Consider the following 17,619-nt stretch of genomic DNA (forward strand, 5'->3'; position numbering starts at 1 on the left):
TAAATTGTTTCCAAAAAGCCTTAAGTGACTGGCTATGTTAAAAAAAATCGCAAGTAATGCTGAAGCCAATCCTAAATGACGGGTTATTTTGAAAACAAAAGCGCAAGTAATTTTGAAGCCGATCCTAAGTCGTTATTAAACGTTAAAACGGAAGTGGATAACATCACCATCTTGAGTGATATATTTCTTACCTTCTAAGCGCCATTTTCCTGCTTCTTTAGCACCTGCTTCACCGTTAAACTCGATAAAGTCGTCAAAGCTAATAAGCTCTGCACGGATAAAACCACGTTCAAAATCAGTATGGATAACACCGGCCGCTTGTGGGGCTGTTGCACCAATTTTAACGGTCCAAGCGCGTACCTCTTTAACACCTGCGGTAAAGTAAGTTTGTAGGTGTAATAGTTGGTAACCACTGTAGATAACACGATCTAGTCCTGATTCTGTTTGCCCAATCGCTTCTAAAAATTCAGCTTTATCTTCTTCATCAAGTTCTGAAATATCAGACTCAATAGAAGCACAGACAGGCACAACAACCGCTCCCTCTTTTTCAGCAATCTCACGCACAATATCTAAAAATTTATTGTTTTCAAAACCATCTTCAGCAACATTGGCAATATACATGGTTGGTTTGCCGGTTAAGAAGTTAAGATAGCTAATCGCTTCTTTTTCCTCTTTTTCTAAATCAAGACTACGTACCATGCCATCATTTTCAAGGTGTGCTTTGATTTTCTCTAAAACAGGCAGTTCAAATTTAGCATCTTTATCACCCCCTTTCGCTTTTTTAACAATACGTAAAACAGCACGATCACAGCTCTCTAAATCAGCAAGGGCAAGCTCGGTGTTGATAATCTCGATATCATCTTGAGGATCGATTTTACCAGAGACATGGACGATGTTTTCATCTTCAAAACAGCGCACAACATGAGCAATTGCATCTGTTTCACGGATATTTGCGAGGAATTTATTACCTAAGCCTTCACCTTTAGATGCACCTTCAACCAGTCCTGCAATATCAACAAATTCCATCGTTGTTGCGAGTACACGCTCAGGTTTGACAATCTCAGCAAGTAGATCAAGACGTGGATCTGGCACTGGTACGATACCTGTATTTGGCTCGATAGTACAAAACGGAAAGTTAGCCGCTTCAATACCCGCTTGTGTTAGTGCGTTAAAGAGTGTTGATTTACCTACATTTGGTAGACCGACAATGCCACATTTGAAACCCATGATATAACCCTTTTAAATTTATTGTGCTTTAAAACTATGTAAGCGATTCATCGCTTTAGCTAACCCGTCTTGCCCTAAAATATGGGTACAACGTGCAGCTTCATCAATACTTTGGTCAATCAGGTCTTGTTCCGCTCTAGGCGCTTTACCTAGTACAAAACCACTGACTCTATTTTTGTCACCAGGGTGACCAATGCCAATACGCAGACGGTAAAAATTTTTATTATTGCCAAGCTTATTAATAATATCGCGTAACCCATTATGCCCGCCATGACCACCACCTAGTTTAAACTTCGCAACACCGGGAGGAAGATCAAGTTCATCATGTGCAATGAGGATCTCTTCGGGTTTAATACGATAAAAATTTGCCATGGCAGCAACAGATTTGCCACTTAGGTTCATAAAGGTAGTTGGAACAAGAAGACGTAGATCATTGCCTGCAAACTGAATTCTACCCGTTAAACCATAGAATTTGGCTTCTGCTTTTAGCTGGGTATTTTCTTGTGAGGCGAGTTGGTTTAGATACCATTGTCCAGCATTGTGTCTGGTTTGAGCATATTCGGGGCCTGGATTAGCCAGACCCACAAGCAGTTTAATCGTTGTTGACACGATTACTCAGCTGTTGCTTCTTCTTCTGTTACTGGAGCTACTGGTGCTCCTTCTTCTATTTCTGCTACTTTCTTAGCAAGTGCAATTGTTGCAATAGGTTGGTCATGTGCAGTGCCTTTAGAAAGCTCAATAGATTCAACACCTTTTGGAAGTATAAGATCAGAAAGATGTACTGTTGCACCCAGTTCAACATTTTCTAAGTCAACTTCAACGAAAGAAGGAAGATCAGCCGGTAGACAAGATATTTCTACATCATTAACGATGTGAGAAACAACACCACCATTTTTAACTGATTCCGCTTTATCTTCATTGATGAAGTGTAGTGGTACCGTTGTGTGTAGTTTTTTGTTTGCATCAACACGTAGAAGATCTAAATGTTGGATCTGCTCTTTGAATGCGTGACGTTGAAGAGCTTTAAGCAATACTTGCTCTGAAGTTCCATCGATTTCAAGTTCAAGGATAGAAGAGTAGAAAGCTTCAATACATTCAACTTTACGTAGCTCTTTTTGCTCGAATGTAAGTGATACTGGCTCTTTGCCTGCACCGTATACGATTGCTGGTACTAATTCTGCATGACGAAGGCGGCGGCTCGAACCTTTCCCAAGTTCTGTACGTGTTTGTGCAACTAATTTAATAGACATTGTGTAACTCCAATAACGACAAAGCATTGATTGCTTTATCAAAAAAATAGATTTTATCTTGCGACCAGATAAAACCACCTAATCACCAAAAAATCGGCATATAAAAAAGGCGCGCCATAATAACGCACCCACTAATTTTGTACAAACAAAAAGCAAAAAAAAACGCCTTAAAGGCGTTTTAATAATGAAATATTTCATATCAAACCCTAATTGTTCAGAGCTAAGCAATTTAATATTAATTCAAGGCGGGAAAGCGGAGCTTAGTTTACTAAGTGAGCATTTCCCAACGCAGAAGTAATTTTCAATTGCAACGCTCTGGGCAATTAGTAGTGAAACATTGCTGAAATAGACTCTTCATTGCTCACACGACGAATCGCTTCAGCTAACATGCAACTGAGTGTCAGTTGCTTAACTTTACCCGTTGCAATGATCGCTTCTGAAAGAGGAATTGAGTCGGTAACAATGAACTCATCAATCACAGAGTTTTTGATGTTTTCAGCCGCTTTTCCTGAGAATACAGCATGGGTTGCATATGCATAAACAGACAGTGCGCCACGTTCTTTTAAAGCAACAGCTGCTTGACATAAAGTACCACCTGTATCAATCATATCATCAACGATAATACAGTTACGGCCTTCTACATCGCCAATGAGGTGCATTACTTGCGCAACATTTGCTTTTGGACGACGTTTATCGATAATCGCAAGATCTGCATCATCTAATAGCTTAGCGTGGGCACGCGCACGTACTACACCACCAATATCAGGTGAAACTATCATTGGGTTATCTAGTTTTTTATCTAACATATCTTCAAGCAGTACTGAGCTGCCAAATACGTTATCAACAGGCACATCAAAGAAGCCTTGAATCTGCTCTGCATGTAAGTCTACCGTTAACACACGGTCAACTCCTACATTAGATAAGAAATCAGCTACTACTTTTGCTGTAATTGGCACACGGCTAGAACGCACACGGCGATCTTGGCGAGCATAACCAAAGTAAGGGATAACGGCAGTAATACGACCCGCTGAAGCGCGACGCATTGCATCGATCATGACGATCAATTCCATTAAATTATCATTGGTTGGTGCACAAGTAGATTGTACGATGAAAATATCATCGCCACGTACGTTTTCGTTAATCTGTACGTGGATCTCTCCATCACTAAAGCGTCCTACTTCTGCGCTTCCTAATTTAATGAAAAGACGATCAGCAATTTTCTGTGCTAATTCTGGTGTCGCGTTACCTGCAAATAGTTTCATATTTGGCACTTTGAGGACCTCTGTCATCCTGATAGTTGATGTTAAAAAGCAACATGCTAATTAACATGAGTGATTGAGGTTAATCAATCACAATAATTTATTCTAGGGACGATAAAAGTGTGTTCATGGGGGAGCAGTTTAAACCTTTACAGGTGAAAGCCGTTAACCATGGTGGACTTTTATCTAATACAACTTGCGCTTCTTGGGCTGTTGAAAATGTGCTAAACACACATGCACCAGTACCAGTCAATCGAGTTGGTGCGTATTCTAGCAACCAGTCGATAACCTTGGCAACCTTAGGATAACTATTTTTTACACAAGGTTCGCAATCATTGAGCCAATTTTGACTCATTAGCTCGGTTAATGAACGTTTTTTAGTATCACGAATAAGTGCACTATTTTGAAACACTACAGGCGTAGATATATGACATGCAGGCATTGCGACAAGGTAGTGGTTTTCTATTGGTGCTACCGTTGTTAGCTGTTCACCAACACCTTCTGCTAGCGAGGCTTTTCCTGCGATAAAAATGGGCAGATCAGCCCCTAAAGTGAGGCCTATTTGTGCAAGTTGCAATTTTGTTAAATCGAGATCCCAGTGATAATTTAATGCTAGTAATGTTGTTGCTGCATCAGAGGAACCACCACCAAGCCCACCTCCCATGGGTAAATTTTTCTCAATATGAATATTTGCACCTAAATTTTTATCTATCTTTTCAGCCATATTGTTTTTTAACATCATCGCTGCTTTGTAGATCAGGTTTTCATTGACGGGCAGATCTTTAATTTCAGGCGTGAGTGTTATCTCTCCTGATAAATTTGGGCTGATTGTTAAATAATCACATAAGTCAATAAATTGAAATAACGTTTGTAATTCGTGATAGCCATCTTCACGTTGACCATTTATATAAAGAAATAGATTCAATTTGGCTGGTGCGGGCCAACAAATAGGGTCTAATTTTAGCATGTTTTCTTCTGATTTATGTTTTTGGTGGAAGGTGCCACTGAGAGATTGAAAATTTCAAACGTAGATCACCGCGTGTTAATTGTAGTTTATGGGGGAGATTAGTTTGATTAACGGTGCGGTAGTCGTTGTAAGTAATTGACCAAAGCTCTGTATTTTGAGTGCCCCCTAATAAATTACTCACTTGTTGTCTGTCATTAAGCTGGTAACTTGCATTACTTGGGTTACCTTTTATCCATTGTTGTAAATATTCAATGGGTAATACGAACCCTGTTAAATCAGTGATTAACTGCTCTGTGTCATTTGAATGGTGACGTTGACCATCCATATCTATAATAACTGTTTCATTGCCTCGCTTTTGTATATCGATGGATTTTAACCCCAAAAGGGCACTCAAACGTATATGGAAGTCCTGACCTGATTGTTGCCAGTATATATCAACACTATCACGGTTATTGGGGGTGAAAATACCGAGTTTACCAGAGAGGGACCAGTGAGTTAGTTGTTCAAGTTGTGCTTGTTGAATAGTCCATGTACTATTTTTTGGTAACGCTGAATTTGGATGTTGTGCACAACCAGCAAAAAGAAGGGGCAATAACAGATAAAGAAAACGCAATTTCATATTGATTAAACCCATCATAAAAAAACTATGATAACGGATCATGACTTATGAAGGTATTCTTTAAAGCAAAAAGTTTAAATCAAAAAAACTCAATATCGGACTCAATGGCGTTTTCTTTCTTCGCTGTTATTTTATTATCTCTAATTAAATTTTCAAACATATGAACTTGGTTCCTACCATGTTCTTTCGCGTAATACAGTGCAGTATCAGCCGCTTCAATAACATCTCTTGGATCAATCTGATTGGTTATCTCTGTGCCACCAATACTTATCGTTAATGATGATATTTTTGCATATTGATGTGTCGCTATCACAATACGAATGCGTTCAAATGCGAATAATGCATCATCCGCATCATATGATTTAACTAAAATTACAAATTCCTCCCCACCGAAACGAAAAATTTTGTCGAATTCTCGTACACTCTTTTCTAATAACCGAGCCACTAAAATAAGAATTTCATCACCATAAATATGGCCATATTGATCGTTTATGGCTTTAAAATGATCAATGTCTAGAATACATAGCCAATGTTTTAAAGATCCTTTATATTTTCGTGAATCCGTTTGCCTCTCGAAAGAGGAGGGGGAGTTGTTAATGTTAGGCATATTATTACTGATAAGAATGCGTGTTATTTCTGCGTCTAATGTTTCACGATTTAATAGACCAGTCAATTTGTCACGTTTGGTTATCTCAATCATCTCAAGGAAGTTGGAGTAGATACGTAAAAAACCGTGCACTAAATGTTGTGTCTCATAATCAGATTGTTTGGTGGCCTGAATCAATATTGCAAAGATGTCATCGTTGGCATTAAATGCAGGGTAGATAATTTGTATCTCTTTATTACTTTTCTCTGATTCAATGGTGATTATTTTTCCCGTTTCAATCACCTCAACTAATGCATCCTCAATATACTGAGGTAGTGCATAGTGGTGTATGTTCTCTGCGGTAGTGATATTGTCGTTAGCAGCGTAAGCGAGCAAACCAAGTTTTAATTCAGGTTCACAGCTTAATACTTGATATAAACGAAAACTACTATCATTTTTAAATTCCAGTAATGTTTTTAGCAGGCTCTGCTCAATCACTTCCCTGTCACGATAACGGGTGATTTCAGCAAGTGAGTCGATAAACTTAATGGAGTTAATTTTTTTCATTGAATTTTCTCAATTTAGATGCTTAATTGGGATGTTTTTTTCGTATGGTAAGAAATTTTGGCAGATTATTTTTGAGTAACGTGACAAGTTTAGGATCAAAATGGTGACCTTGCTGATCATCAAATAGCGTGAGTATTTTGTCAAGTGGCCACGCTTTTTTATAAACTCTATCACTGGCTAACGCATCAAATACATCGGCAATCGCGGTAATGCGTCCGTAGAGGTGGATCTCTTCACCTTTGAGTTGTTGCGGATAACCTGAGCCATCCCATTTTTCATGGTGCTGATAAGCGATAATAGCAGCTGTTTGTAAAACAGGCCGAGTAGAGTGGTTAAGCAGATTAAAACCGATCTCTGCATGGGTTTTCATTACCTCAAATTCAGCTTCGGTTAATTTCCCTGATTTTTTTAGAATATTATCAGGAATACCCACTTTTCCTATGTCGTGCATCGGTGAGGCAAGTTTAATTAACTCCGCTTCATTTTTATCTAATCCCGCAAGCTCTGCTAATAATTGTGAATATTCAGCAACACGGCGGACGTGATCACCTGTCTCTTTAGATCGTGTTTCACCTATCTCACCCATAGTGTAGATAATCTCTTTTTGAGTCTCTAATATCTCTTTGTTGAGGTTAATTACTTCACTGATATCTGAGCCATAAACGACGACGCCGTCTAGTTCAACCGAGCCACGTATAATAAGCGAGTAAATATGTGTGTCGTCAAGGGGAAATGTGTGTGTTTCAATTCGTTCTTGGCTGATAATCTCGTTAATTGGACTAGGGATAAGATCGCTAAAATGTTTAACATCGGAGAATATTTTTTTAGCGGGTTTATTAGAGAATGCCAATGTATTGTCCGCTCTAAAAATAAAAACGGGTTGTGGGTTGTAGCGAGGTAAAAAGTTAACAAATAGGTTTTCCTGTGTGCATTGACTCTGTTTATTAAACAGGTGCATCAATGGGCATTTATAGGTAAGTCCGGTGTAGAGCAATATTATTCCAATAGGAATAAGGACAAACCAAAAAATATGGGTGCCGATGCAGAGTAAAATCGTGGCGATAATGACTCTAATATTACTTTCATATTTACTTAAATTTATTAACATAACCTATTATTTTTATAAGCGACTTTAAAAAGAATAGGTCTAATGTCAGATGTTGCAACTTAAGGTGATAATTCTCGTTATTTATTTGTAAAAGGTATCAGCGCACTAACAACTCCTGTGCATTGGCTAGAGTATGCGCAGTAATGCTGTCACCCCCTAATAAACGAGCTAACTCGTTCAGACGATCTTTCTCATTTAATTTAACCATGGTGGTATTGGTGTTTTTGCCATTGCTTTGTTTATCAACGTACATCTGTTGATGGCCATTACCTGCTACCTGTGGAAGGTGAGTAACACAAAGTATTTGTGTACTTTCTCCTAAACTGCGCAGTAGTTTACCTACCACTGAAGCGGTTGCTCCACTGATACCTACATCAACTTCATCAAAAATAAGCGTCGGTGTTGCAATCTGTTGACTGATGATCACTTGCATTGCGAGACCAATGCGTGAAAGCTCGCCACCTGATGCAATTTTAGCTAAGTTTTGCAGTGATTGGCCTGCGTTTGTTTTTACTTGAAATTCTATGTTGTCAAGACCAAGAGGGCTTAACGTTCTATTATTATTTTCAGCAAGTTCAATGTGGAAAACACCCTGTTGCATGTTTAATTTTTGAATACTATGAGTAATTTTTTTACTTAACTCTTTAGCGTAACGGCTTCGGCTTTTACTGAGTTTTTTAGCATGTTGGTAGTAGTCGTTTTCTGCACTTTGTAAATCTGTGCTGAGTTGCTCTATCAGTTGGGCGCTATTGTTGAGTTGGCTGAACTCTTTGTTTAATTTTTGGTGGTGAGCGTACAGAAGTTCAGGTTGAACCTGATGCTTACGCGCAAGGGAGAGCGCATCACTCATACGTGTTTCTAATTGCTGAAACTGCTCTGGGTCAAGCTCTAGGTTTTCACTAAACTGACGTAGCTCATAACTGGCGTCTTCTATTTGAATCACAGCTTCTTGCAGTGTAGTGATAATGTTTTCTAAGTTTTTATCATTTTCCACTTGTTTTTCAATCGTGCTAACACTGCTACGAAGCAAGCTTAATGCATCGAACTCTTCACTATCACAGAGCTGATTTAAGCCCATTTGGCAACTCTCTAATAGTGCGCCACTGTTGGCTAAGCGTTTATGCTCCGTTTCAATCTGCTCAAACTCGTTATTATTGAGTGCAAACTCATCTAACTCTTGGATCTGATATTCTAATAACTGTTTACGTGCTACTTTTTCTTGTTGATTGAGCTGTTGTTGCTTTAACTGCTTATTTAAAAAATGCCAACCTTGATAACTGTCTTTTACTTTTTGTAGTAGTTGATGGTGTGCTGCATATTCATCAATGATAGAGAGTTGAATATCACTTTTAAGCAGGCTTTGATGTGCATGCTGACCATGAATATTAACAAGTAGTTGACCAAGGCTTTTTAGTTGTGAAAGTGGGACGGGTGTGCCATTAATATAAGCACGCGAACGACCCTCTTTATTAATAGTGCGACGCAGTAAACACTCATTGATATCATCTTCATTTTCAAGATCGTTATTCACTAACCATTGTTTGGCATTAGGTGTATCTAATAGTGTAAAACGTGTACTTATCTCTGCTTTGTCTGTTCCGACTCTCACCATACTGGCATCTGCACGAGCACCTAAACATAAACCTAATGCGTCAATAGCAATCGATTTACCCGCACCTGTTTCACCCGTTATGGTGGTCATTCCTGCGCTGAACTCTAGCTCTAGAAATTGAACAATGGCAAAATGTTGTACGGTTAACTGATTAAGCATAATTTTTACACCTTAAAGCGACTGTCTACAAAAGCTGTTTATAAACACAGTATAGTACTGTTTTTTTAAACAGTACAGTTAATCTATTATTCTTTAAAGAATGACACGTTTAATCGTTGCTTTTTATCTATGATAAACAGGGAATTAATATTGTACATGCCTCATCCCCTAAAAATCAGGTAAAAAACTTACTTACTTTAAAAGATTCAAATGGCGTATTTATCATTAAAGAGCTGATTAGAGCAGGCCAGTCTGGCGGTGGTTTTCTTAAATATGTATACGCTAAACCGGGTGTGACAGGCCCACAGCCTAAGCTAAGTTATAGCGCTCCTATTAAAGGGGGAGATTGGTATATTGGGACAGCGTTCTATATCGATGATATTGAACGCTTAACACAAATTTATAGTGATAAAGTGATAGCACAAATGCATTCACAGTTACGCTCTGCTTTTTTTAGCGCAATTATTTTGAGTGCATTAACTATTTTCATTATGCTATTTGTAGCACAAAAAATATCTCAACCTATTAATGCGATGTTAGAAACGTTAAATGATATTGCTGATGGTGAGGGGGGGTAACTCGTCGTTTAAAAATAGAGGGCAAAGATGAAATTGCTCAGTTAGGTGATACGTTTCATCGTTTTGCTAGTAAATTGCACTCTATTATTAGTGATGTTTCAGATGCAACAGAGCAAGTTTCTACTGCCGCCACTCGCATTAATAGACAAAGCTGCATGTTGAACAACAACTAGAGACACATAATAATGAAACAGAGCAAGTTGTCACCGCTGCTACTGAGAATGAGTTCCACTCCCATGAAGTTGCTGAAAATGCGAATAATGTTGCTAATGATTCACAAGCTGCTGCTAATGATTCACAAAAAGCACAAAAAATTGTGACTTTATCTGCACAGTCGATCAATGCACTCGTTGGTGAAGTTGATCAGGCGGGTGAACATATGGACTCTTTACATGAACAATCACAAAAAATTGATGGCGTATTACAGGTGATTGGTGCGATTGTGGTCGTTGCCGATGAGGTGCGTAGCCTACGCAAGTAGAACGCAAGCAAGTACCTGAGAAATTAAAGAGATGCTTGATAAGCTTTACTATTTAGTTTCACAGGCAGTCGCTTCGATAAAATCGAGTAAAGATACCAGTAATGAAACCGTTGCTTCATCAAATAAAATAAGTGAGAGTCTCTCTCAGTGACAAATGCGCTGCAAGCTATTAATGATATGACTACTCATATTGCTACCGCAGCAACGGAGCAAAGCTCGGTAACCGAGGAGATTAATCGTAATATGGTTGCTATTAAAGGGATTGTTGCTGAGTTGTTAGAGTCGAATCATGAGTCTGCCTCTATTTCTCAAGAGATTTCTGGTGTGGGCAATAAATTAAAAAGCTTAGTGGTTCAATTTAAACTGTAAACGTTGCAAGCTTCACTTGCTATTGCATGAAAAGGGCCGTGAGTGAGTATCTTTTCTTATAACTAATACCAATTGGATTAAGTCTGTGATCTAAATTTTACGCAGGGGGAATAGTTTAATTCAAGGCTGAAGTTGACGTAGTGGTTGTTCCCTTTGTAAAACTTACAACGAAAAAGTAAGTTATTTTAACCAGTAAAATAGTTCAGCGATTTGTTCCGATTGGTATAACTCAAGATATTCATTATTTGTACTGATTTTTACGTTCAAAAACAATGAACCATGAAGGAAAAATAAGAGTAATAGGGCTTCCATGTTTTAGGTGTACTCGGTCGTGACGTTGTAATTATAGTTTTGAACTAATAAGTTAAAATGTCATAAGCTCAATGAGTAGTGGGAAAAAGGTATAACCGCTGAAGCAAAATAACCAAAACCAAGCACTTAAACTTAAGCGTTGCAGTGATAATTCTATTTTATCAATAGCGGGTGCTGAGTGGCAACCCAAAGTGGCGTAGGTGATTTTTTTATTTTGATAAAGACGGACGCCACCCAATTCTAGTTGCATACTTAATGCAAAACTTGAGAGCATTAAACCCGAAGAAAAATGGTGCCATAGTAGGCTCTGTTTGAATTTTTTAGGAATGTTTTTTACTGGTTCGTCATACAGTGAAAAGGTAAAGCTGATTAATATGTGTACCGGGAATAACAGTGCGGAGTAGATAAAACTGGGAATCGACGTTAATGCAGTAAATTCATTTTTTTTGGCATTCCACGTCTGCGCGCAAATTTGTACGGTACGATAAAAAAGTGCGCCATAAATTCCGGTTAACATATACCAAAAAATCACTGCAAACCAAGATGCACAGAGCTGTAAGACCATTGACTCAATGGTCGCTTTATTTATACCCATTAAAGAGAGTGGTTTTGTGTCTCGCTCAGTTAATGACGCTAATTTAAATTTTGCTTGTGCTAAATTATTACGCTTTAATGCATGACTTATTTGCAGATACACCTGTTTTTTATCGTGCCATGAAAGTAGTAAAAATAGGATCAGAATATCGATAGTGATAGGTTGATAAACGATGTTATATAATTGGCTGATGATTAGCATGCTAGGGAAGTAGATAAGGCTGATGGATAACAGGCTAGCCAAACGTTTGTAACCATCGCTACGTTCATCTAAATTCACTTTTACTGCTATTTGTTTAAAAATAAGCTCAATAGCAGAGAGTGGGTTAAGATCTTTAGGTAATGATACAAAAAAAGAGAGCAGGGCAACCCCTATTAAAGAAAAATAGGTGCTGTACTGCGCTATAAAGTCAATTAAATCTTGCATTTAATCAAGTCTGTTGAGAATTGCTTCTACAAGCACAGAAGCATTTTTAGCCGCGATAGGGAGAAACTGCTCAAAGGAAAGCTCTGATTTTTTACCTGCAATATCAGAGAGTGAACGAATAATGACAAAAGGAATATTAAACTGGTGGCAGACCTGCGCAATTGCTGCTGCTTCCATCTCACAAGCTGCCATGGTAGGGAAATTATTACGTGCGATTTCTGCTTTTTTAGGATCCGCCATAAAAATATCACCCGTACAGATAAGACCTTGAATAATTTTTAGATCTTTGATTGTCTCTGCTGCATTTTGTGCAATATCAATCAGTTTTTTATCTGCTTTAAACGCCGCTGGCAATTGTGCCATCTGCCCAATTTCATAACCAAAAGCGGTTAGATCAACATCATGAAAACGTACTTCGGTTGAGATAACAATATCGCCAACATTTAAATTTGTATCGTAGCCACCTGCTGAGCCAGTATTGATAATAGTATCTGGCTGAAAACGTTCTAATAATAGTGTTGTTGCAATAGACGCTGCAACTTTACCGATACCTGATTTAGTTAAAATTACCTGTTTGCCATTTAATTGGCCTTGGTAAAACTCACAACCCGCAATGATTGTTGTTTCACAATTTTGTAATTTTGCTTTTAGGAGCGTTACTTCTTCATCCATTGCACCGATAATGCCTATTTTCATCACTTAACTCTCTGTAAACTCATCATAAAAGCTTAATGTTAGCACAATTGCGATAACTTCTTCATACAATGGTTTTTTTGTTTCACTTAACTGTGTAAAATCGTTAATCATATTTTAAAATAGTTAAATGATTAGGGATCACCATGAATGCTTTACTTGAAGATTTAAAAGCGCGCGGCCTTGTTGCACAAACAACAGCCGATGAAGAGTTACATGAACATTTATCAAGTGGTTGTCAAACACTGTACTGTGGTTTTGATCCAACGGCAGATAGCTTACACATTGGCAGTTTAGTGCCACTGTTAACATTGAAACGTTTTCAAGATGCGGGTCATAAACCATTGGCATTAGTGGGTGGTGCGACAGGCTTAATTGGCGATCCAAGTTTTAAAGCCGCTGAGCGTAAACTCAATACCGATGATGTTGTTGAGGATTGGGTCGGGAAAATAAAACAGCAGGTCAGTGCTTTTATTGAATTTGGTGATAAAGAGAATGCTGCTGAAGTGGTGAATAACCTTGATTGGATTGGCAAAATGGATGCTATCTCATTTTTACGTGATGTGGGTAAACACTTCAGTGTTAATGCAATGATTCAAAAAGAGTCGGTAAAACAGCGTATTGACCGCGAAGGATCGGGGATCTCATTTACCGAGTTCAGTTACATGTTACTGCAATCTTATGACTTTGCTGCCCTTAATAAGATGAACGGTTGTTCATTGCAAATTGGTGGGTCGGATCAGTGGGGGAATATTACTGGTGGTATTGATCTAACACGTCGTATGAATCAACAGAAAGTGTTTGGTTTAACACTGCCTTTAGTGACCAAAGCCGATGGCACCAAATTTGGTAAAACAGAGTCGGGTACTATCTGGCTTGATGCCGGTAAAACGTCACCTTACGCATTTTTTCAATTCTGGGTAACCACGCTTGATGCCGATGTTTACAAATTTTTACGCTACTTTACTTTCCTTTCAATTGAAGAGATTGAAGCGATTGAAGCTAAAGATAAAGAGATTAAAGGTCGTCCTGAAGGTCAGGGTATTTTAGCCAAAGAGGTAACACGTTTAGTGCATGGTGATGAGGGTTTAGCGTCAGCAGAGCGTATTACAGAAGCACTATTTTCAGGGGATTTAAGTTCATTAAGTGAATCAGATCTCGCGCAACTTGCGCAAGATGGTTTGCCATCAACAGAAGTGACAGAAGCAGAGAAAACCCTAATTGAGTTATTAACCAGTTGTGAGTTGGCTAAGTCCAATAAAATGGCGCGTGAATTTACTAAAAATGGCGCGGTAAGTATTAATGGTAAAAAAGTGACTGATAGCGAGATGCTACTACAAAAGTCTGATGCATTGTTTGGAAAGTATACGGTGATCAAACGTGGTAAACGTTTATTTAACCTCTTTATCTGGAAATAAAATATGATTTTAAAAAAATGTGCGGTTACATTGTTAACGCTTTTTTCTGCATCACTGGTTGCTAATGTGAATACACAGGTTCAAAAAGAGGAAACATGGTATGACTTAAGCGACCCCCGTACTGTTTATTCTAGCTTAAGTGTTGCCGCTGGCAATGAAGGGGTCAATATCTCTGCTAGTTATGGTGGTTACTTAAATGGTCAGTATAAACATAAAATAACCGTTGAAGCGATGAACGACCTTGAGTATTACAACCTAGATTATATGCTGGTTAATGCGAGTACAGACTCTGGTTTTACCGTTGAAAGTACATGGGATAGAGATATTTGGGGAATTAAAAACCTTAACGATACGTCATTGGGCGTTTTTGCAAAAATTCCACTGCTTAATAATAAATTAAATATTTATCCAAAATTAAATTTAGGTATGTTGTGGGGCGATGATGTTAAAACAACGACCTATATAAAATTTGATGCAACAACACGTTACACCTTTAATCGTATGTTTTGGGTGGGTGTTACACCCACTTATACTTATGCGATGAAAGGTTATAATGTAAGAGAGTGGGATGCTTCATTAGATGCGGGTGTACAACTTTCACCCGCATTTGCGCTTGCCGCTCACGTCAATACCGAAGAAGAGTTTTGGGTTGATGTGATTTTTGCTTTTTAAATAATATTGAGATTTAAGTAAAAAGTGATTATTTTAGGCCACTTAAATTGAGTGGCCTTTTTTATTTTTTCAAAAAAGTGTGAAGACTCGCAAGTAACGTCTATTATAAAATTACCTTTCGTTAAACAGTACGTTAAAATTAGCGCTCAGTTTTGTTTCGGAATTAATAATAATGTTCACACGACTCTCATATTTTATCCTATTTTTTCTGCTCTCTTCTCCTGCTTTTGCAGTGTTAAATGAATCCACTAAACCAAGTGGGATTAGCATCTATTTACAGCAAAATTTACCTTATTCAGGGTTTAATGCACATAAACAAGCGCAAGGATTATATGTTGATTTTTGGAATGCTTGGTCCTTAAAAACAGGCATTAGTGTTAAATTTCATCCCTATCTGCAACAGGATATTCACTTACTTTTATTAGAAAATAACCCTGCTGTTTATAGCGGTTTACAGCCTTTATTTTCAGAGAGTCAACAACTAAGTAAAATCCCATTAATAGCGATTAAAAGCGATCTATATAGTGTGTCTTCTCACAGTAATAGAGTTTCCAAAGCATTGGTGGATAAGCAAACTGAGATTATTGTTGGTGGACTTCTACCTGAAGCACATCAATTACCCTTATTAAGAGATAAAAAAAATATTATCTACCAAGAGTATCCCGGTTTATTAGAGTTACTGCTGGATCTTTATAACGATAAAATTGATGCACTTATTCTTTTTAATATTGGCGAGGATAGTGTTGGTTTATTAGATAGTTTGTTAACCACGCTATTAAACAAAACATCTATTGATGGTCGTCATAATCAACTGTTTGCTTTTTTACCCGCCGATCAGGAAAATTTATTTAAATGGTTACAGTGGGGAAAACAGTTTAAACAGTTGGATGATAAATTACGCATCGCATTGGTGGAAAAAAATCAGCCCTGGTGGGGGGCTTCAGCTACCATGACGCGTAATGTTTTGTTAGCAAGTGGTCTGTTTTTTATCTTTATTCTTGTTGGTCGTTCAAAGCGTAAAAAAGATCGTCAGTTTAAAGATGTCCTTGACTCCTCCCCTTATCCCCTTGTTATTTTTGCTTTAGATGGTAACGCCATCTTTTATCTTAATGATGAAGTAAAATCGCTGTTTCCTTTTAAAAAGAAAAAGAAAAAATTTATTTTTGAAGAGGCTGAAAACCAACTGTTATTATCTCGCTTTATCAATAAAGTCAGCCATCAATCCATTATTGAAAATGCCTTGGTACGTTTATTGGTCAATGATACTTTTCATGATATCGAGATTTTTGCGAAACGTATCCATTATAAACGTCAAACTGCTTGGTTATGCCATCTTAAAGATGTGACTGCGTTGTTAAGCGCTGAGCGTAAGTTGACTGAGGAACGAGAGCTATTACGTAAGGTACTTGACTCTATTCCAGAGCAAATTGCTTTTAAATCTCCTAAAGGCACGATTATTGGATGTAATACCGCATGGGCCCAAGCCAATAATACAACGGTTTCACATGCGACCGGACGAAGTGTTGCCGATATGATGACTCTTCCTGAAATAAAAAAACAGAAACAGCAGGAAGCAACGGTGTGGACGGGGGAAACCTATAATACCCAAGAATGGATCCAGCAAAATAAATCCGTTAATTTGAGTTTGGTTAATATTACCAAAGTGCCGTTATACAACAATAAAGGCACTATTTTTGCCATTTTATCGATCGACAGTGATATTACCGCGTTGCATAATTTAACCAAGCAGTTAAAAGATGAAAATCTGCAACGTAAAGAAACAGAAAAAGCGCTCTCTAAACAGAGTGTTTTATTAAGCACAGTATTTGCAGCTAGCTACGATCCGATTGCGTTATTAGATCATGAGGGGCGTATCCTTGGTGCAAATAACTCTTTTGCAAAATTGATGAACTCTGATCCTGATGAGATGGTTGGTAAGTTGCAAAGTGAGTTTTTATCTTCTGATAAAGCAGATTGGGCAGATCGCCAAAATCAAGAAGTACTCGCGTCTGGTAAGCCTATTATTTTTGAAGAGTTACTCTTTATTGGCGATAAGAAAACATGGTACGAAGTACATAAAGCGCCGTTTAAAGATGCTGAAAGTCACTCGCAAGGTATTGTTATTATGGCGCGAGACATTACAGTGCGTAAATTAACAGAGGAAAAATTAAGCTCTGATGCTTCTGATTTTGAGCAGAAGGTGCTTAATGATCAACTCACTAATATTGCTAATCGATGCTCTTTTGATGCACACTTTACCAAATTATGGCAGGAGGCATGTGATGAACAAGAGATGCTTTCTGTGGTGATGTGTGATATTGATTATTTTAAATCTTACAATGATAATTATGGTCACCAAATGGGCGATGAAGCCTTAAAAATTATCGCTACTGCATTACAAGCAACTGCCAATGAGATGGGCTGTTTTACTGCACGTTACGGTGGTGAGGAGTTTGTGGTGATTATCAAAGGGGGCAATGCCACTAAAGTATTTAGAGCGGTTGAAAAATTACATGAAGCGATTAAACAAACAAAAGTGGAACATCTCTATTCTGATGTGAGTCGTTATGTCACTATGAGTATGGGCTTATCGAGCCTTTTTCCAAGTGATCTTAATACCATGAAAATACTTATTGCAGAAGCTGATGCTGCTTTATATGATGCAAAAATGTCAGGACGCGATCAAATAAGTGTGCATGATTAATTTTCAAAGAGAGCTAG

The 17,619-nt window shown here is 38.0% G+C and carries 17 protein-coding genes; 6 read left to right on the forward strand and 11 right to left on the reverse strand.

Annotated elements, in window-relative coordinates:
* Positions 1 to 135: 135 nt before the first annotated feature.
* The 9 genes from ychF to recN all read right to left on the reverse strand — a co-directional run bounded on the left by ychF (position 136) and on the right by recN (position 9,354).
* A complete protein-coding gene (gene ychF / locus G322_RS0101410) occupies positions 136 to 1,227 on the reverse strand; it encodes a redox-regulated ATPase YchF (RefSeq protein ID WP_022940026.1) in 1,092 nt (363 codons plus the stop codon).
* Positions 1,228 to 1,245: 18 nt separating this feature from the next.
* On the reverse strand, positions 1,246 to 1,836 hold the full coding sequence (gene pth / locus G322_RS0101415; protein ID WP_022940027.1) for an aminoacyl-tRNA hydrolase: 591 nt from the start codon (positions 1,834 to 1,836) through the stop codon (positions 1,246 to 1,248).
* A 2-nt stretch (positions 1,837 to 1,838) separates the two neighbouring features.
* Positions 1,839 to 2,477, reverse strand: coding sequence for a 50S ribosomal protein L25/general stress protein Ctc (locus tag G322_RS0101420; protein WP_022940028.1), 639 nt, complete (start codon positions 2,475 to 2,477; stop codon positions 1,839 to 1,841).
* Between the two features lie 323 nt (positions 2,478 to 2,800).
* On the reverse strand, positions 2,801 to 3,748 hold the full coding sequence (locus G322_RS0101425) for a ribose-phosphate pyrophosphokinase (protein WP_028866344.1): 948 nt from the start codon (positions 3,746 to 3,748) through the stop codon (positions 2,801 to 2,803).
* Between the two features lie 88 nt (positions 3,749 to 3,836).
* A complete protein-coding gene (gene ispE / locus G322_RS0101430) occupies positions 3,837 to 4,703 on the reverse strand; it encodes a 4-(cytidine 5'-diphospho)-2-C-methyl-D-erythritol kinase (protein WP_022940030.1) in 867 nt (288 codons plus the stop codon).
* A gap of 13 nt (positions 4,704 to 4,716) precedes the next feature.
* On the reverse strand, positions 4,717 to 5,322 hold the full coding sequence (gene lolB, locus G322_RS0101435; RefSeq protein ID WP_028866345.1) for a lipoprotein insertase outer membrane protein LolB: 606 nt from the start codon (positions 5,320 to 5,322) through the stop codon (positions 4,717 to 4,719).
* A 79-nt stretch (positions 5,323 to 5,401) separates the two neighbouring features.
* On the reverse strand, positions 5,402 to 6,475 hold the full coding sequence (locus tag G322_RS0101440) for a GGDEF domain-containing protein (RefSeq protein WP_022940031.1): 1,074 nt from the start codon (positions 6,473 to 6,475) through the stop codon (positions 5,402 to 5,404).
* 22 nt (positions 6,476 to 6,497) lie between these two features.
* Positions 6,498 to 7,583 (reverse strand): HD domain-containing phosphohydrolase, encoded by a 1,086-nt coding sequence (locus G322_RS0101445; protein WP_028866347.1) that lies wholly within the window; start codon positions 7,581 to 7,583, stop codon positions 6,498 to 6,500.
* A 97-nt stretch (positions 7,584 to 7,680) separates the two neighbouring features.
* Positions 7,681 to 9,354 (reverse strand): DNA repair protein RecN, encoded by a 1,674-nt coding sequence (recN, locus tag G322_RS0101450; RefSeq protein WP_022940033.1) that lies wholly within the window; start codon positions 9,352 to 9,354, stop codon positions 7,681 to 7,683.
* Between the two features lie 116 nt (positions 9,355 to 9,470).
* Here recN and G322_RS22100 point away from each other — a divergent pair, with 116 nt between their 5' ends.
* From G322_RS22100 to G322_RS22105, 3 genes are all read left to right on the forward strand, one after another.
* A complete protein-coding gene (locus G322_RS22100; RefSeq protein ID WP_022940034.1) occupies positions 9,471 to 9,932 on the forward strand; it encodes a cache domain-containing protein in 462 nt (153 codons plus the stop codon).
* A 316-nt stretch (positions 9,933 to 10,248) separates the two neighbouring features.
* The gene (locus G322_RS23190) at positions 10,249 to 10,413 is read left to right on the forward strand and encodes a hypothetical protein (RefSeq protein ID WP_022940035.1); all 165 of its coding nucleotides are present in this window, start codon (positions 10,249 to 10,251) and stop codon (positions 10,411 to 10,413) included.
* A gap of 147 nt (positions 10,414 to 10,560) precedes the next feature.
* Positions 10,561 to 10,782 carry a methyl-accepting chemotaxis protein gene (locus tag G322_RS22105; RefSeq protein ID WP_022940036.1) on the forward strand — a complete coding sequence of 74 codons (222 nt, stop codon included), beginning with the start codon at positions 10,561 to 10,563 and terminating at the stop codon, positions 10,780 to 10,782.
* A 364-nt stretch (positions 10,783 to 11,146) separates the two neighbouring features.
* Here the strand turns inward: G322_RS22105 and G322_RS0101470 are convergent, their stop codons facing one another.
* Positions 11,147 to 12,115: a cobalamin biosynthesis protein gene (locus tag G322_RS0101470; protein ID WP_022940037.1), complete on the reverse strand. Its 969-nt coding sequence runs from the start codon at positions 12,113 to 12,115 to the stop codon at positions 11,147 to 11,149.
* Positions 12,116 to 12,811 carry a 5'-methylthioadenosine/S-adenosylhomocysteine nucleosidase gene (mtnN, locus tag G322_RS0101475; RefSeq protein WP_028866348.1) on the reverse strand — a complete coding sequence of 232 codons (696 nt, stop codon included), beginning with the start codon at positions 12,809 to 12,811 and terminating at the stop codon, positions 12,116 to 12,118.
* Between the two features lie 143 nt (positions 12,812 to 12,954).
* On the opposite strand from mtnN, the gene tyrS reads away from it, so the two are divergent.
* From tyrS to G322_RS0101495, 3 genes are all read left to right on the forward strand, one after another.
* Positions 12,955 to 14,226 (forward strand): tyrosine--tRNA ligase, encoded by a 1,272-nt coding sequence (gene tyrS, locus G322_RS0101485; protein ID WP_022940040.1) that lies wholly within the window; start codon positions 12,955 to 12,957, stop codon positions 14,224 to 14,226.
* Positions 14,227 to 14,229: 3 nt separating this feature from the next.
* Positions 14,230 to 14,898 carry a hypothetical protein gene (locus G322_RS0101490; protein WP_022940041.1) on the forward strand — a complete coding sequence of 223 codons (669 nt, stop codon included), beginning with the start codon at positions 14,230 to 14,232 and terminating at the stop codon, positions 14,896 to 14,898.
* A gap of 172 nt (positions 14,899 to 15,070) precedes the next feature.
* Entirely contained in the window at positions 15,071 to 17,602 is a 2,532-nt protein-coding gene (locus G322_RS0101495) for a transporter substrate-binding domain-containing diguanylate cyclase (protein WP_022940042.1), read from the forward strand.
* Positions 17,603 to 17,619 lie beyond the last annotated feature (17 nt).

Source organism: Psychromonas hadalis ATCC BAA-638 (assembly GCF_000420245.1).
Taxonomy (GTDB): Bacteria; Pseudomonadota; Gammaproteobacteria; order Enterobacterales; family Psychromonadaceae; genus Psychromonas; species Psychromonas hadalis.

What these genes read in the sequence shown, in the direction of transcription:
- ychF (WP_022940026.1), bottom strand. Translation starts at nt 1,227, where the DNA reads ATGGGTTTCAAATGTGGCATTGTCGGTCTACCAAATGTAGGTAAATCA.
- G322_RS0101420 (WP_022940028.1), bottom strand. Translation starts at nt 2,477, where the DNA reads ATGTCTATTAAATTAGTTGCACAAACACGTACAGAACTTGGGAAAGGT.
- ispE (WP_022940030.1), bottom strand. Translation starts at nt 4,703, where the DNA reads ATGCTAAAATTAGACCCTATTTGTTGGCCCGCACCAGCCAAATTGAAT.
- lolB (WP_028866345.1), bottom strand. Translation starts at nt 5,322, where the DNA reads ATGAAATTGCGTTTTCTTTATCTGTTATTGCCCCTTCTTTTTGCTGGT.
- G322_RS0101440 (WP_022940031.1), bottom strand. Translation starts at nt 6,475, where the DNA reads ATGAAAAAAATTAACTCCATTAAGTTTATCGACTCACTTGCTGAAATC.
- G322_RS0101445 (WP_028866347.1), bottom strand. Translation starts at nt 7,583, where the DNA reads ATGTTAATAAATTTAAGTAAATATGAAAGTAATATTAGAGTCATTATC.
- recN (WP_022940033.1), bottom strand. Translation starts at nt 9,354, where the DNA reads ATGCTTAATCAGTTAACCGTACAACATTTTGCCATTGTTCAATTTCTA.
- G322_RS0101470 (WP_022940037.1), bottom strand. Translation starts at nt 12,115, where the DNA reads ATGCAAGATTTAATTGACTTTATAGCGCAGTACAGCACCTATTTTTCT.
- mtnN (WP_028866348.1), bottom strand. Translation starts at nt 12,811, where the DNA reads ATGAAAATAGGCATTATCGGTGCAATGGATGAAGAAGTAACGCTCCTA.
- tyrS (WP_022940040.1), top strand. Translation starts at nt 12,955, where the DNA reads ATGAATGCTTTACTTGAAGATTTAAAAGCGCGCGGCCTTGTTGCACAA.
- G322_RS0101490 (WP_022940041.1), top strand. Translation starts at nt 14,230, where the DNA reads ATGATTTTAAAAAAATGTGCGGTTACATTGTTAACGCTTTTTTCTGCA.
- G322_RS0101495 (WP_022940042.1), top strand. Translation starts at nt 15,071, where the DNA reads ATGTTCACACGACTCTCATATTTTATCCTATTTTTTCTGCTCTCTTCT.